Raw genomic sequence first — 16,199 nt, 5'->3', positions numbered from 1 at the left:
GGTGAGTCCAATAAAAAAAAGCCCTTGCGGGCAGGGCAGGGCTTTTAGGCTTCTCTTCTCATTAATGAGTATCCTCTTTCTTCGTTCAGTCCTTTTTCGAGCAGAGTTATTTTTTCTAAGAGTCTATGGTCAATCACTTGATCGTGAATCTGGTAAAAAACCTGAGCAACTTTTTCCTTAAGGTCAATGATTATTCTTGATTTTATGGAATCGATACTACCTTCTAATCTGTTTCTCATTTCAATTAAAAATTCTGCCTTTGTTTCTCGGGCATCAATACCTAAGCTTTTAAGCAAAGCTGAACTGAATTTCAAGTTCTTTGCTATATGGAAGAAGGCTATATTTTGGAAATTAAGTTTGATTGCCTTATGCAAATAGTTCTTGCTCCATTTCTCAACCTGTCGTGTAATAACAAGAGTTCTATTTGTAGTTTTCTGCCAATCTTCAACAAGACTAAATAGCTGGTTAGGACAGCAATCAAGCTCCAGGGAGGCCTGGCAACGAATTATAAAATGTTTTTCTAATTCTCTTTGCAATACCTTTTCCATCAATGATGTTATTTCCATAACGTCGGTAGGTGTTATCAGGCTATAATAATTAACTACATCACAAACCTTACTGGTAGATAACTTATTTATCAATTTGGAAACCTGATTGTATTTCTCAAGGAAATGTTTCTCGATTTCTGCACCCATTAATTCCTGACAGCTTTCTACGGCTTGGGCGGTTTTGAGCTCAGCAAGTACGCGTTGTTTACTATAAAGGTTTATCAAAATGGTTTTTTTATTCAAATTTCTATATTTAGGCAAATCATTATAATTAACAGGTCGTTCAATTGTATTCTGAAACTTTTTTATGTTTACGATTGAATTTGTCATTTAATATTTCCACCTAACAATTCTAAAATTTAAAAAAGTTTGAGAAAATTATAACAATGTCACGTAAGTTTAATCACAGCTTTTTAAAGAGTCAGATAATGAGATAATGATAATTGTTTTCAATTAATTATATAAGAGATCTTAAATAACTGTCAAGAAGCAATCATCAATAATAAATATTTACCAGCTCTTTGGATGGGAAGTTAACATAAATTTTACACTGCCTTAGCAGAGCTCTAACACGATTTTGCTATTATAAATAGTATCAAAGCTCTATTGAGGTTGAGGTGGATGTAATATGATATTGAAATGGGTTGAAAATAAATCGAAAAAACATCAGAAGGTTTGTAAACCTCAAGCTGATATATCATTCATTAAAGAGTATAAACAAAGTCATAATAAAGTCGCATTAAAAATACTTATTACACCTAGAAGGGTAAATGTTCTGCTTGGTATCAATCGAAGAAGACAACGCTTTAGTGAAAGAAGAACAGTAATGGCCGTAGATAGTTGCAGACGGCTAATCAATAATGAAATTGAAGGGTTCTTTGAGCAAAAGGAAAGGGTTGTAAATAATCGATTATTAACCGAGATAATATACGGAGAAAAATCATATGCGGATATATTCGGCAATGATGACCTGGAAAAGATTTATAGACAAACTGAAAATGTTATACGGCATGAACTTTTTGAGCGATTTAATAGTCACATAGTATGGCAATTAAAAAAAGGCCGTATAGCTGATGATTTGGTTTCCAATAGTTTTAACCAACTTCAAAAATACCAAAATACAAAAATGCGAACAATTTTGATCACTTCCTGTATGGAAACATTAAGCAGAAAAACTGTAACTGACTCCATCGAATCATTTATTGAGAATTCATTAATAGGTAAATTTAGCAGTAATATTGATATAAGCGAGTTAATTTTAGAAAAACTAGACATTAACTCTAATTCGGAAACTATGGAACTAATGGTTCAACTCTCTGATCGAATTAAAGGAGCTCTTGATTCAATAAAGTTAGGTTTATTTCAAGATATCAGTGATCAAATTGCTAACATCTTTTATGAAGCTCATGACATATTGATATATTCAAAAATTGAAATGAAAATTAATTTACTTGAAAAAGAAATAATTAGAGAAGAAATTTATGAAACGAATTTGCTGGAAGCATAATTAATCTTTAGTATATTAAGCAATAATCGAGCAATGTTTTACGAAACACAACGTCATAAGTTAGCGAAGTTGAGGCGCCCAAGAAAAAGATCCCGATAATCGTATATTTAACCTAGGCTTAAAGTTTTATTAATATTGCCTTAATATCAAAAGTATATGATGGAATTAGGGATATAGATAATGGAAGTAATGAAAGAGGTGATGCCAAAGAAACTTGGTGTCAGTGCTTATCAATTCATTTAAAGTGTCGGGTTCAATAATTTCATTTTCTAAAAGTAAACGCCTGTTTATAAAGAAAACTAGGCTAGCAACAAGCTCTCTATGTGCTGGCAGACTTGAATAGGACTTTCAAGGTTAGAGCATCGCCACGACTCGAACAAAGATTCGAAGTTAGCGTGAAGGGACCGCTGGCGGTGGCCTTAGTTGTACTTATGCTTCCAGAAAGTATATAAACCTCAGTTTATATTTCTGACTAGTAGTAAGAAGGAGGCTAGAAAATGACCCCGCAATATAAATATTCCTTATTAAATACCAAAGAGGCTACGTATTATCTCGAAGTATCAAGTTTCAAATTTAAAAAGCTTATCAAGGAAGGTCATTTAACTCCCCAAGTTTGGACTGTTCGCAGCGGAAAAGAGGTACATTTTTTTGACCCGTTGGAGTTAACTAAAGTTAAGAAAAGGCTAATTAAAGAAGGGTATCACTATCAAAACGCCTAAGACATTCTAGAAAGACGTAGAAAATTTAACAGCAGGTTCAAGCTTAACCCATTGAGTCACTGAACAATTCAATGGGTTAAGGGTTATGGCGATTAACATAGTTATTTTTATTGTGACTTAAGTATAAATTCAACAGGAGGTGATTATATGGAGTTACTGGTTGATTTGCACACACATACGATTACAAGCGGTCATGCTTATAGCACTATAACTGAAAATGCGCAGGCGGCATCGCGTAAAGGACTTAAATTATTGGGCGTGACAGATCATGGTCCCAGTATGCCGGGCGCCCCTCATCTTTATCATTTTGGGAACTTGTCAATTATTCCTGAAGAGATATCTGGGGTGAAAATTTTACCGGGAGTTGAAGCCAATATCGTCAACCATGAGGGAGAGTTAGATATCCCAGTTAGTTATTTGGCTCGGATGAAACTTGTACTTGTTGGACTTCATGTCATTTGTTATCCCGGGGGGACATGTGAGCAAAATACTCAAGCCTATATCAAAGCCATGGAAAACCCTTTTACTGATATGATGGTTCATCCGGGTCGACCAGATTTCCAACTAGACCTTGAGCAGATTGCTTACAAATCTGCTCAATTAAATAGGCCTGTCGAGGTTAATAACAGTTCGTTGTCGACGATAGAAGAAAAAAGTGGGGCGAGGGTGAATTGTCGTTGCTTTGCCAGTTATATGGCCAAATTCAAAGGTCCAGTTATTTTAGGTAGTGATGCCCATTTTTGGGACAGGGTGGGTGAGTTTAGCGATGCCCTCGATTTGATTCATGAGGCAGGAGTTACAGAGCATCAGATTCTAAATACCTCACCTGAACGAGTATTGGATTATTTAGCGACACGACGTAAGCTGCGCTAGTAATAACGTCATATAAAGAGGGAATATGCGTTGACGAAGTCAATGACTATTCCCTCTTTTATGAGTTTTAGTTTGGAGGAAGAGGTTCTTATGAAAAGCTGATTAGCAAATTTTCTGTAATTCTTTGAGCATAGCTATCAAATGGTCAGACAGTTCATACATTTGTTTGAGATATTTCTTAGCTTCATCGTTCTGTCCGGAGTTTTTAGCTAACACGGCCCTTTGAGCTAGGGTGTGAAATTCGGCATGGAGAGGGAGAATTTGTTTAAATTCACTGCGCTCACTTAATAATCTTTCTGCATCTAGCCATTTACCAAGTCGACAAGCATTGAAATTCCCTGCAACATTTGGGTCGATGAATTCATTGCTTGAAATCATCGAATCAATCCGCCAAATCCATAGTTGGTGGTCGGTTATGGATAAACTTATAATCTCCGAGGGTATAAGCTTAACTTTAAAGCGCAACGAGTTTTTACGAATGCCTACAATTTGCAGTCCAATTCCTCTTAGTTTTTCAAATGACTCGACAGAGCGTTCTACCGTTGAGGCATAGATCGTGGCAACATCATCGATGGTAGCAGCCAGTTCCTCAAAAGTTGCTGATTGCTCCTCGGTCACTGGGGCAATAGTATCCACTTGGTGTTCCGTGACTCCAATACTTGTCGTTAATCTATCAAGGGATTCTATAACCATAGACGCTTTGGAGGCTACGTTATCTGTGGAATCGCTAAGACTTTCTACCTGGAATGTTGTTTTCAAGGCTTGATTCGTTAAATTTGAGACTTTAGCGGTAATATCTTGCACAGCTGTTTGTGTTTGTTCTGCCAATTTGCGGACTTCTTGTGCCACTACCGCAAACCCTCGACCCGCATCCCCAGCTCGTGCTGCCTCGATGGCTGCGTTGAGGGCAAGTAAGTTGGTCTGACTTGCGATTTGACGAATAATATCCGTAATTTGCCCAATTTGCAAGACATATTCCTTTTGTTGGGCATTTTCAGTACGAAGTTCATTAAAGCTCGTTTTAATGCTTTCAATTTCCGTAATCATAGATCTGACATTAGCAACTCCTATATCGGAGCTAGTTTTTGCATCTACGGCAGAATTTGCGATTTCTGCCGTAGAAAGAGCGACACTTTCAATGGACTGAGATGTTGAATTCACGGCAACCGTAATTTGTTTAATTTGTTCAAATTGCTGGGCGAGGCCTTCGTTCAGCCCTTTGAGAACTTTAAATTCTTCAAAGGTCTCTGAAATCACTTTAGTAAGTCCTTGAGTCGAATCTTTAGTAGAAGACTCGTAGCGATCAATTAGGCGATTTACCCGTTTTGCTAATTCCTGTTCTTGTCGGGATGTTCCCAAGTCAGAGAGACTAATTCTTTGGCTTAAGTCTCCTGTATTAACAACATCGAGTAGGGTATTAATAGTTAGAAAACTCATTTCCTGAGGAGATGGAATAAGATTAATTTGTTTATTTCTGTTAAACATGTAAGTGACTTTTTTTGCTGTATCTGTAATAGAAATAAAGGCACCCCCAATTGTCAAAAAATTGTATTTTCTCCTTGATTGTATCATGATTATGTAAAGAAATACTTACTAATTATGTTAAATTATTGTTAATTAACGGCAGGTCACCTGAGAACAGTTGAAAATGTAATTCCTTGTCAAGCTCGTAGTACATAACGAGTTTGTTAACTGGGCACTCTCTTCTTAGAGAAGTTAAGCTAAATAAGGTGGTATCGGATATGATTGAAACGAAAGCAATTTGGAATAAATATGTCCATTATACCCCTGGTAGAATTAGGCTTAAGGTGCCGGGCTTAAAGAAAAATGATTATTTAGCTGAAAAAATTCATAATGCCTTAGAGAACATAGAAGGAATCGATCAAATTGGAACTAATCTCCTGACGGGTACATTGCTTGTGCATTTCCATGAAAACCTCATCCATGGCTCAAGTATAATAATTTTTGTCGATGATCATCGGAGAAAATACAATTATCCAGTCCCATTAACCGAAAAGCTAAGTCCTATGATTACCCAGAGAGCTAATAAAATATTCCTGATTTCTGCGGCGCTCGTGCTATTATTTACTAAAAGTAAACTATTCGGTCCTTCTGCTTTAGCCAGTTCTAATATCTTGAACAACACAGCTACAGCAATCGGCTTAATAATAGCTTACCCAATTTTCCTCTGGGGTTTGAAGCATCCTCAACAAACAAGAAATAGAAGCTACGATTTAGTAATTAATTCTATTACTTTCACGTTGTTACTACTGCAGGAAAGTTATACAGGTTTATTACTAATGTTGTTGGTTAATTACTCTAAAATAATTATGGCTTTGGACTTCACGAGGACAAACCAAATTATTGCTAGAATAGGTAAATTGCCAGAAAAAGTGTGGGTAGTTATTGATAAAGGCGAAGTAGCAATGCCGTTAGAAAAATTAGTAAGTGGTGATCTAGTTGTAGTCCGAAACGCAGAAATAATTCCGGTCGACGGTACGGTAGTTGATGGAGAAGCGGTTGTGGATGAATCTCAAATAAGTGGCAAATCTGAGCCCATCAATAAATTATCCGGTTCTAAAGTACTTGCAGGTACGGAAATATTGGACGGGTCTTTAAAGATATTAGTAGAACAAACTGGTTTCCAAACTCAATTAAGCAAATTGACGAGAAGGGCAGTTCATAAGAACGATCAACCTGATGAGGCAATATTTCGGCAACGTATTGATCGTATGGTATATTTTTCACTTATGGCAGCAGGAGGTATCTACCTGCTGACCGGAAATCTGAACCGAAGTTTGGCTATTTTAATCGTTGCCTCGCCATCTGCAGCAGGTCTTGCCGTTCCAACTGCCAACGGAGTAGCCATAGGGAAGGCTGCTCAACGAGGGATTTACGTTAAAAATGGTAACCACTTATGGGATGCAAGTGAAGTCGATACTATGGTTTTAGATAAAGTACCATCACTAACCGTGATGAAGACAACTATTCAAGAAATTGTCGTAGTTAATAAAGAATATACTCAGAGTGAAATCTTAAGGATTGCTTCGATGGGTGAAGGAATGGAAGGCAATCCACTAGTAGAAATAATACGTAAAAGAGGCTATTTAACGAATTTTGGGCCTGTAGCGGCTGGAGTAGAAACTGAATTTATCCCTAAACTAGGAATTCGAGCACAAATGAAAGGGAAGAAAATATTATTAGGGACTAAAACATTAATGTTACAGGAGAATGTAAAACTTAACAAAGTTGAAAGTAAAGTTCTTCGATTTAGGCATCTGGGCTTAAATCCGATATATCTGGCAGTCGAAGGTAGATTGTGTGGACTATTTGGTGTGCGCGAAACTATAAAGCCAGAGGTAAGAGGAGCGATAGAACAGCTCAGGGCACTCGGAATACGGAGAATAGTACTGTTAACAAGAGATGAGTTTGAAGCGGCAGAGATTGTTGCTAATCAATTAGGAATTGTAGAATTCCATAGTAGAATGACACCAAACAAAAAAGCTAAATTTATCAAAACCTTAAATATGCAAGGGCACAAGGTAGCCATGTTAGGAGATGGGATTGACGATGCCTTAGCTATGTCGGAAGCAGAGGTAGGAATTGCTTGGGGGAAAAAGGGCGCAGATTCTGCGGCTAAAGTTGCAGGAATTGTAATTAGTGCCCAGGATCCTCAGGTTCTAGTGGAGGCAATGCTCTTGGCTCAAAAAACTAAAGAAGTAGCGAAGCAAAATATAAATTTTGCTATTGGCATTAACGTCATAGGTTTAGGTCTTGGAGCAGGTGGTTTGATCAACAATGTCAGTGCAGCTTTTTTAGGACAGATGGGAACAGTCATTACAGTATTCAATACTTATTACCAGAAATGGTTTTAATATCAAAAGGGGAATCCTATAGAAAGGATTCCCCTTGTTTGATATTGAATTTTTACAACCTTAGCTTAATCATCGCTCAGGTCAGTGGTTTGGTTGGGCATTCCACTTCCTACGGAGGCTCCTGTTACTCCACCTAAACCGCCACCAATTGCTGCTCCAGCGGGTCCTGCCATGCCACCAATTGAAGCACCTATAGCCCCGCCAGCTCCGGCGCCAACAATTGTACCTTTATCAAGATTTGTCATCCCTTTTTGGGCTTTGGCTTGAGCTACTACATCTTCCCAGCCTTCTTTAGCATTAGAAGCTAAGGCAGCGCCACCTTCTGTAATCGATACAACTCCTTTAGCTGTTGCAACTGCCACACCACGCAAAACGTTTTTCAGAGTTGGTGCCAATACAACGACTGCTGTACCGGCAAGAACTAAACCCAAAAAAGAAGATTCTCCTAATATCTCTGGTATGCCTTTAAACAAAGGATTCAACCCCTTTCACTATAAAGTTAAGTAGTTTGAAAATGTATGTTCTAAATATATTATTAGTAATTAGTTTTAAAAAAATACAAACATCTCTATTTTCTAGAATCAATCAATTTATTCAAGGTAAAACAACCCTTTGCTCGTAAAGCAACGTTAATTTTTTAAAATTTTTTATGAAAAAAGTCCGTAATCCTTGTACGTTAGGATTACAGACTTTTTCATTCGTCAGAAGACTATTTTCTACTAATTCTTAGCAGGCTTTTTAAGATTATAACCACGTTCCCCGTAAGGTTGAAGCTTATCCAACCATTTTTCTTTAAGTTTCTTCAAAGCATCTTTGGCGTCAAAGTAGCCTTCTTCTGGGGTTTCTAGGATTTCTAATATCTCAAAAACAAAGGCTTCAGCTCCAAATTCATTCCACTCAATCTGGAGTTGTTTGTTTTGGTACGTACCTGTTTCCAATGTAAATCGTTTCCCATTGATGGTCTTTAGGTTTAAGGTACTTTCAATAAATATTTTTTCATTTTTAGTATTTCGGATTTGGTAAACTCCGGCCTCTATTTTTGTTTCTTTATACTGACGTTTCAACTCTTCTTTGCGATCCATTGTTATCGCCTCCTTGTTAAGGGGATTTGTTCTTAGCCAATATTGACTGCCATCAGGCGTTCGATCAAGAAAACCATATTCTATTAAATATCTTCTAAGAGTTGCAAAATCGTGATACACAAATTTTAAGATTTGATTGATTTCCTTCTCTGTATAAATCTGTTGATCCTGAAAACGTTTGACAATTTCTTGCAAGACAACCAACTTATGCTTTTCTTTGATCGAGAAGGTCTTTAGAGACCCGTCAGTGCCTTCAGGAAAAAGTGTTTTTAATAATTTATCGCTCTCTTTTTGGGTAACCTTATAACGGTCATCCACCATCTTGGCCATTTCGGGAGGATCGATATAGGTTGACTCGTGTTTGCTCTTTTCTTTTAAAAGTTCCATCATCACCAAATATACCTTTGACTGACGCTCTTTCTCTTTTAATGAGAATCGGTGATTGCGGATCGTGGAGGCGCTACCAATGCCCAATTCCTTTTGTATTTCGCGATCGCTTTTTCCTTGGTAAAAAAGTCGAATAAGTCTATTTTGATGATCGGTGAGTCCAGTGAGTTTTTTATCTAAGCTATTGAGGTGCTCAAACACCGATTGATGTGCCTTCTCAATGTGGATACGCATATATCTTCCAGCTTCATAGAATAGACCTTCTTCAGGGTAGATAATTCCTCTTTCAATTTTTTTACCACAAATTAGGCATATATAATAGTCCTCTTCTTGTATAAAACCACATTTGAGGTCATCAATTGATGCATTCCAAAATAATTCAGAGACATCCATTTCCAGAAACACATCCTTATATTTGATATTTCGTAGACATTATAATATATTGTCTATGAAATATCAAATATAAGGATTAATAAGACCAAGAAGCCCAGATAAACTTAAAATCTATCTAGAAAGGCGAAAATATAATGAAAAACAATCCCCTTTGTAGGGCACGATACAAGCACCTTCCTTAATAAAGTATTATAATGAGTATTTGGTACAACTGTTTAATAGTAAAGCATTCTAAACTCAGGGATAGGTTATACTCCCTTTAAAATGTTTTTAGGAGGAATAGACATTGGTTGTAATTAAAACAGAAAAACAAATTGCTCTTATGCAAGAAGCGGCTAAGATATTGACTGCCTGTCATCGGGAACTTAGAACGATGATTCGTCCGGGTATAACGACTTTGGAAATAGATAAATTTGCCGAGAATTTCATCCAATCGCACGGGGCGAAGGCCGAGCAAAAGGGGTACAAAGGGTATGCTTTTGCAACTTGTGCTTCAGTTAATGATGAAATCTGTCATGGGTTCCCAAGCAATAACCCTCTGAAAGATGGGGATATTGTGGGAATTGATATGGTTGTAAATCTTAATGGGTGGCTCGCGGATTCTGCTTGGACTTATCCAGTTGGACAAATATCGGTGCAAGCAGAACAGCTTCTTAAAGTTACTAAGGAATGTCTTTATATTGGTATTGAAAAGGCGATTATCGGCAATCGAATCGGAGACATATCCCACGCAATTCAAAGTCATGCTGAAGCTCAAGGATTCTCCGTAGTGCGCGAATTTACGGGCCATGGAATTGGACAAATCATGCATGAAGATTTACAAATTCCCCATTATGGTCGACCTAATAGGGGGGAGAGACTTAGGGAGGGGATGGTATTTACGATTGAGCCCATGATAAACATAGGTTTACATCAACTGAAAATTGACCACAATCAGTGGACGGCTAGAACTATAGACGGTAGTTTATCCGCTCAATACGAGCATACAATTGCAATTACCCAAAATAGTCCGCTAATATTAACTGAGCAAGAGTAAAGGGGGTACTTTAATGGGTTTTTTAAAAGAATTTAAAGAATTTGCGACAAGAGGCAATGTGATGGATCTAGCAGTAGGTATTATAATCGGTAGCGCTTTTGGGAAAATCGTATCATCCCTTGTCGCCGATATAATTATGCCTCCGATTGGTCTGCTTGTGGGAGGCATCAAATTTACAGATATTAAATGGTCGCTTAGAGATGCCGTAGTTGATAGTTCAAGAAATGTTATCAAACAGGCAGTTACGATAAACACGGGCAACTTTATTCAAGCGGTTTTTGACTTCTTAATAATTGCGGGTGCCATTTTCTTAATCGTAAAAGTAATGAATCGGTTAAATAGGAAAAAATCTGAAGAACCACCTGCTCCGGTGGTCCCTAGTGTAGAGGTGCAACTTCTTACGGAGATCAGGGATCTTCTTGAGAAAAAGTAAGTCAGTAAGATATGACATGATAATATTCAAATAAATTCCATATTTCAAGCGTTAATACTATTATTAAAATTCGAGGGAGTTTTCAGAATGAATGGTCAGACCAGGAAGAATATCTATGCAGGAGTAACCGTTGATATCGTTTTAAAAGCAGATCAAAAAACTGGGAAACTGACACGAGGAGTTGTTAAAGATATTTTGACAAACTCACAGACCCATCCCAGAGGAATTAAAGTTAGACTCACGGATGGTCAAATTGGAAGAGTGCAACAAATTCTTAAATAATAACGCTATCTGAATTTGAGAGAGAAGAGAGTATTCTCATCAATGCCTTAAGATCTCCAGGAAAGGGTGCTTGGATGACTATGGGGAGACCTGTAGCAGGATGGAGAAAAGCATATTTTGAGGAATGTAAGGCTTGACGAGAAAGAAGCGTGGTATCACCACCATAAAGATCATCCCCGAGCAGGGGGTGTCCAAAGCCTTCACAGTGAACGCGGATTTGATGCGTGCGTCCAGTTTCAAGGATGAATTCAAGAAGAGTGGCACTGGGATAGCGGTGGATGACCTTGAAATGGGTTCGGGCTGGCTGACCATTAGGTTGCTCATCTGGTTGGATTTGGCGTTTGATAAAACTATCGGGGGCAAATCCGATGGAAGCGTTGATGGTACCTTCATTTTCGGGTACAATTCCTGTCACAAAACCGAAGTATCGTTTGTGGATTTGTCCACGCTCCAGTTGCCAGGCAAGTTGTTGATGGGCAAATTGATTTTTGGCGATGACGACAACGCCAGAGGTGTTGCGATCTATCCTATGAATGGGACGATACAGACGATATTCCCCCTTGCGTTCCCAGTAGCCAATGACGGCATTTCCTAAAGTGCTTGTGAGATAACGGTGTGTTGGATGAACCACTTGACCCACAGGTTTATTGACTGCTAAAAGGTATTCATCTTCATAGAGAATATGGAGTGGGAGATCTTCTCCGAGAATATTAGTTTCCTCATCAGATGAGAGCTGGATGGATAATGTTTCTCCTTCTTTGCCCCGCGCCGTTAAATAAGTGAAGTTTCCATTAACCCAAACGTGTTCTCCCTGCTTTAACCGTTGTAATAACTTGAGCGAGAAATGAAATTTGTGGAGTAGAATACTTATATATTTCTGGCCAGAATCCTCCGGCTGCAATCGGTATTCCCATAAAGAATGTTGTGCGTTCACGTTCATAATTCCTCCTCGTAATAGTAACCTTTACATAGATGCATCAATAGACTTTTTAACGTAGAAGTCATGATAAAAAGGAAAATTATGAAGTATGAAGAATATAACTTCTTTAAAGTCTTGATTGGATTAAACATGGTTAAGGAGGCCCAAAGGTGAAAGACCCTCGCATAGAAAAACTCGCTAATTCATTAATTAATTACTCGATTGCACTTCAACCAGGCGAGAAAATCCTTATTGAAGTGATCGGACAAGACATTCCACTAGCTCAAGCTCTTGTTCGTTATGCCTATCAAGCTGGTGGTTTGCCATTTTTGTCTACCATCAATAATACCCTACAGCGTGAACTATTGAAAGAATTTACGGTGGAGCAGGCAGAAGCAATGACTCGCTGGGATCTCGCTCGAATGAGGGAGATGCAGGCTTTTATTGGAATTCGGGCCGGAGAGAATGCGAACGAATGGGCTGATGTCCCGAGTGATGCCATGAGAACTTATGCGTCCCACTACCTGAAACCTGTGCATACAGAGCAAAGAGTGGCCCATACCCGCTGGTGTGTGTTAAGGTATCCGAATGCTTCTATGGCGCAGTTAGGGAATATGAGCATTGAAGGTTTCGAAGATTTTTACTTCGATGTATGCAACTTGGACTATTCAAAGATGTCAAGAGCTATGGAGCCGCTGAAGGCGCTGATGGAAAAAACTGATCAGGTACATATCATTGGACCGGGAACTGATTTGATCTTCTCTATTATAGGAATGCCTGCGATCAAGTGTGATGGACATGTCAATATCCCGGATGGAGAAATATTTTCAGCACCTGTTAAAGAGTCGGTCAATGGACAGATCAGTTATAATACCCCATCGCTTTATCAAGGGTTTACCTATGAAAACATCGTGTTGGAATTTAAAGACGGCAAGATTGTTAAGGCGACCTCGAACGATTCAGATCGGATTGAGACTGTCTTTAATACCGATGATGGGGCACGTTACGTTGGAGAATTCGCTATCGGGGTGAATCCGTTTATTCAAACGCCCATGAAAGACACACTGTTCGATGAGAAGATTGACGGAAGCTTCCATTTTACACCAGGGGCCAGTTATGATGATTGTAGCAATGGAAATAAATCTGCTATCCACTGGGATTTGGTATGTATTCAAAGACCAGAATATGGTGGTGGTGAGATTTATTTTGATAAAACGTTGGTTCGAAAAGATGGGCGCTTTGTCTTGCCTGAGCTTGAGGCCTTGAACCCGGAGAATCTAAAATCTTAGTGCTTACAAGATGTGCGGGATCCGACTTTGGGTCTCCCAATTCGTAAAGGGGATCAAGAAAACTAATGTAGTCGTACGAACCTACGAGTCTTGAATACAAAGGTTCGCCAGTTACATAATAAAGAAGTAAGTAAGGAGTCGATTAAAAAAGGTCATGAAAGGTAAGCGATTACGTTTAGTTTATAATCCAAATGCTGGCCGGCGTAAATTAACCGGGCAACTTGACACCGTGATTCGTATTTTTCAAGAAAGTGGACATGAAGTTTGTGTACACAGGGCAGGATCTCCCCAAGATATTGAACAAATCGCGACTCAAAGTACGGATGTGGATCAGATAGTTATTGCCGGGGGAGATGGAAGCATTCATCTGGCGGTCAACGGGTTGATGAATATTTCTCCAAAACAACGTCCTGCACTTGGTATTTTGCCCGTGGGAACGGCAAATGATTTAGCTTACGCGTTACATTTACCGAAAAGTATTCCTGAAGCGTGCAAAGTTATTGCCACGGGAAAAGCCTTTGAAATTGATACAGGTATAGTTAATGATCGTTATTTTGTTAATGTTGCCAGCGCGGGTCTTTTAACAGATGTCTCACAAAAGGTAGATACGCGTGTCAAAAATACACTCGGGCAATTAGCTTATTTTCTTAAAGGTTTGGAAACCCTTCCTTCTTTTCGCCCCTTTCGTGTCGAGTTTGAGCATGACGGAAAACGATATATCGAAGAGGTCGTTTTGTTTATGGTTGCAAACGGTCTCTCGGTGGGGGGAATTAGGAAACTTGTACCTAGGGCATCTCTGACCGATGGAAAGCTGGATATTTTAATGGTTCCATCGGCAGGCTGGCCCGAGACGGTTCGTCTGCTCTTAAACGTTTGGCGAGGCGAAAAAGCAGACGATGAAAAAGTAAAAAAATTTCTAAGCTCTGAATTAATAGTTTCTACCGATCGCCCAATTTTTTCGGATCTTGATGGTGAATGTGGGCCGGGAAGCGCATGGCATATTAAAATAGGGCCCAAGATCACTGTGCTCTGTTAAAGAAAACTTGGCTAGTTCAAGCCATGGCGAAGGCGACCGCTTCAGCTTTACTTTTGACGCTGCTAAGAGTGGAACAGGACTTTCGAGATCAGAGCACCGCCATGGATGGCAAAGTGCCCGTGGTTATAGTATCAACAAGGGGTAGCTCTTATATGGGTTTCGCCTTGTTTAAAATTGTGATACATTGTTTCATTTACGAGTAGAAAAGAATCCGTTGGAGAAAATATCTTTGTTCAATTACGCTTGAAAGTAAGGTTGTATGTAAGAATAGCAGCAGAGTAACATAAGTGTAACCCAAAAAAGTAAAGAATGGAGGGAGTTAATGATCGGCACATCTTTTCAGCAGGAGATCCTGAAGAGACTCAGTGAACTAAGACCAGTCTATATTGTTGGAGGAGCTGTTCGTGATGCTCAATTGGGGATTCCTTCTAAAGATGTGGATGCGGTCATAGCACTCTCTCTCCAGGAAATAGATAAAATGTTATTTGATTGGGGTTATATACCTCATCGATTAGGAGCCAAGCAGCAGACTGTCAGCTTATTCCGAGGAACAGAACGAGTAGATATCGCGTCTTTTTCCGGAGAGGTTGCAACGGATGCTCTACGTAGAGATTTTACTTTAAATGCCATTTATCAAGACGTTCGAACAGGAGAAATCCAAGACCCGTTAAGCGGGCTTCACGATTTACATACCAAACGACTGAAAGCTTGTGGGCATGCGGCAGATCGATTTAAAGAAGATCCGCTAAGGATTTTACGCCTCATTCGTTTAGCCGTTCGTTACGGCTTGGAAATCGAGCAGGAGACTTGGCGAGCTGCAGTCGATCATGTACCACAGATGCGTGAAGTCTCGCTGGAGCGAGTAACTGAGGAATTAGGCCGAATCCTTATTTTGGATAAGATTGACGAATCCCTAGAACTCCTCGATGACTTGGGGTATTTTCGAACTTATATCCCTGAGCTGGCTAGGCTAAAGGGATTGGTGCAAAATCGTTATCATACTAAAGATGCCTGGGAACATACTAGGCACGTCGTGAAAAATACACCTCCTCTCGTGTTGTTACGTTTAGCTGCCTTATTTCATGATCTAGGAAAATGGGAAACAGCTAGTCGGGAATGTTACGCTTGGGGAACTATTCATTTGCTTGATCAAGGATATAAAATTGATGAATTCAAGTTAATTGGGAAAAACCTAGAGCGGTGGAAAAACAAAGAGGTTGAAGTCCACGGGGCACTGTTAGACAACTATCCAGATACAATTGTTGTCAAACGCATAAAATCAGTTCAATCTTCGCAAGATAAAAGTTTTAAGTTAATCCCTGAAGGTAAGCGACACTTTCTACAACACGAATGGGAAAGTGCCCGCTTAGTCAAAGAAATTTTGCCACGCTTCCGATGGTCTATGGTTCTTTCTGGCGGAAGACTTGGAGAAAAAGAACTCCTTTTTTTGGTAGGGCATCATATGATGGGAACTCTGACTTTTATGAGTGAATTAAGAGAGGAAGGGTCAGAAACCAAGGTTCGTAATAAGGCCCGACGCTTTGCTTGGGAGATCGGTTGGAATAGACATGATTTTGAGATACAACGAGTAGAAAATTTGCTTGTTTTGTGGCGAGCAGATTTCCTTGGCGGGAAGCAGTATTCACAAAAAAATTTAGAATGGTTAGACTGGATCCAGGGCGAAATAAGAGATGCTTGCGTCTTTATAACTGAGCGGTCGAATCAACTTGATTGGTCTTGTTTTGAAGAATTTGCCCGTGAAAAAGGGCTTAAAGGAGAACATTTCGGTCAGTTCAAAGAACAGGTTCGCCGGCAAGCCA

At 39.1% G+C, this 16,199-nt stretch carries 15 protein-coding genes; 10 read left to right on the top strand and 5 right to left on the bottom strand.

Going from position 1 to position 16,199, the window contains the following annotated elements; genetic code table 11:
• Positions 1-44: 44 nt before the first annotated feature.
• A complete protein-coding gene (locus DOT_RS08430) occupies positions 45-878 on the bottom strand; it encodes a hypothetical protein (protein WP_009617043.1) in 834 nt (277 codons plus the stop codon).
• Between the two features lie 298 nt (positions 879-1,176).
• Between DOT_RS08430 and DOT_RS08425 the strand changes: the two genes are divergently transcribed.
• The 3 genes from DOT_RS08425 to DOT_RS08415 all read left to right on the top strand — a co-directional run bounded on the left by DOT_RS08425 (position 1,177) and on the right by DOT_RS08415 (position 3,647).
• Complete coding sequence (locus DOT_RS08425; protein ID WP_009617037.1) at positions 1,177-2,055, top strand: hypothetical protein; 879 nt, start codon at positions 1,177-1,179, stop codon at positions 2,053-2,055.
• Between the two features lie 497 nt (positions 2,056-2,552).
• Positions 2,553-2,774: a hypothetical protein gene (locus DOT_RS08420; protein WP_009617036.1), complete on the top strand. Its 222-nt coding sequence runs from the start codon at positions 2,553-2,555 to the stop codon at positions 2,772-2,774.
• 147 nt (positions 2,775-2,921) lie between these two features.
• Positions 2,922-3,647 carry a phosphatase gene (locus tag DOT_RS08415; RefSeq protein ID WP_009617035.1) on the top strand — a complete coding sequence of 242 codons (726 nt, stop codon included), beginning with the start codon at positions 2,922-2,924 and terminating at the stop codon, positions 3,645-3,647.
• Between the two features lie 102 nt (positions 3,648-3,749).
• Here DOT_RS08415 and DOT_RS08410 read toward each other — a convergent pair whose 3' ends face one another.
• Positions 3,750-5,189, bottom strand: a complete 1,440-nt coding sequence (locus DOT_RS08410) for a methyl-accepting chemotaxis protein (protein ID WP_009617034.1) — start codon at positions 5,187-5,189, stop codon at positions 3,750-3,752.
• Positions 5,190-5,389: 200 nt separating this feature from the next.
• Between DOT_RS08410 and DOT_RS08405 the strand changes: the two genes are divergently transcribed.
• On the top strand, positions 5,390-7,522 hold the full coding sequence (locus tag DOT_RS08405) for an HAD-IC family P-type ATPase (RefSeq protein WP_009617033.1): 2,133 nt from the start codon (positions 5,390-5,392) through the stop codon (positions 7,520-7,522).
• A 65-nt stretch (positions 7,523-7,587) separates the two neighbouring features.
• On the opposite strand, the gene DOT_RS08400 is transcribed toward DOT_RS08405, so the two are convergent.
• On the bottom strand, positions 7,588-7,995 hold the full coding sequence (locus DOT_RS08400) for a hypothetical protein (RefSeq protein WP_040411667.1): 408 nt from the start codon (positions 7,993-7,995) through the stop codon (positions 7,588-7,590).
• A 246-nt stretch (positions 7,996-8,241) separates the two neighbouring features.
• On the bottom strand, positions 8,242-9,384 hold the full coding sequence (locus DOT_RS08395) for a DUF2087 domain-containing protein (protein ID WP_009617031.1): 1,143 nt from the start codon (positions 9,382-9,384) through the stop codon (positions 8,242-8,244).
• A 286-nt stretch (positions 9,385-9,670) separates the two neighbouring features.
• Here DOT_RS08395 and map point away from each other — a divergent pair, with 286 nt between their 5' ends.
• The 3 genes from map to DOT_RS08380 all read left to right on the top strand — a co-directional run bounded on the left by map (position 9,671) and on the right by DOT_RS08380 (position 11,135).
• Entirely contained in the window at positions 9,671-10,420 is a 750-nt protein-coding gene (gene map / locus DOT_RS08390; RefSeq protein ID WP_009617030.1) for a type I methionyl aminopeptidase, read from the top strand.
• A gap of 13 nt (positions 10,421-10,433) precedes the next feature.
• Entirely contained in the window at positions 10,434-10,853 is a 420-nt protein-coding gene (mscL, locus tag DOT_RS08385; RefSeq protein ID WP_009617029.1) for a large-conductance mechanosensitive channel protein MscL, read from the top strand.
• A gap of 87 nt (positions 10,854-10,940) precedes the next feature.
• Positions 10,941-11,135, top strand: coding sequence for a YwbE family protein (locus tag DOT_RS08380; protein WP_009617028.1), 195 nt, complete (start codon positions 10,941-10,943; stop codon positions 11,133-11,135).
• Here DOT_RS08380 and DOT_RS08375 read toward each other — a convergent pair.
• Complete coding sequence (locus tag DOT_RS08375; RefSeq protein ID WP_040411665.1) at positions 11,128-12,069, bottom strand: RluA family pseudouridine synthase; 942 nt, start codon at positions 12,067-12,069, stop codon at positions 11,128-11,130. The two genes, DOT_RS08380 and DOT_RS08375, sit on opposite strands and share 8 nt — an antisense overlap.
• Positions 12,070-12,224: 155 nt before the next feature.
• Here DOT_RS08375 and DOT_RS08370 point away from each other — a divergent pair, with 155 nt between their 5' ends.
• The 3 genes from DOT_RS08370 to DOT_RS08360 all read left to right on the top strand — a co-directional run.
• Positions 12,225-13,343: an aminopeptidase gene (locus DOT_RS08370; RefSeq protein ID WP_009617026.1), complete on the top strand. Its 1,119-nt coding sequence runs from the start codon at positions 12,225-12,227 to the stop codon at positions 13,341-13,343.
• 154 nt (positions 13,344-13,497) lie between these two features.
• Complete coding sequence (locus tag DOT_RS08365) at positions 13,498-14,379, top strand: diacylglycerol kinase family protein (protein WP_009617025.1); 882 nt, start codon at positions 13,498-13,500, stop codon at positions 14,377-14,379.
• Positions 14,380-14,701: 322 nt separating this feature from the next.
• Positions 14,702-16,199: CCA tRNA nucleotidyltransferase (locus DOT_RS08360; RefSeq protein ID WP_009617024.1), on the top strand; the 1,498-nt coding region annotated here is incomplete at its 3' end.

Source organism: Desulfosporosinus sp. OT (genome assembly GCF_000224515.1).
Taxonomy (GTDB): domain Bacteria; phylum Bacillota; class Desulfitobacteriia; order Desulfitobacteriales; family Desulfitobacteriaceae; genus Desulfosporosinus.
Note: the sequence above shows the minus strand (reverse complement) of the source record. Positions and strands in the feature narration are given on the sequence as shown.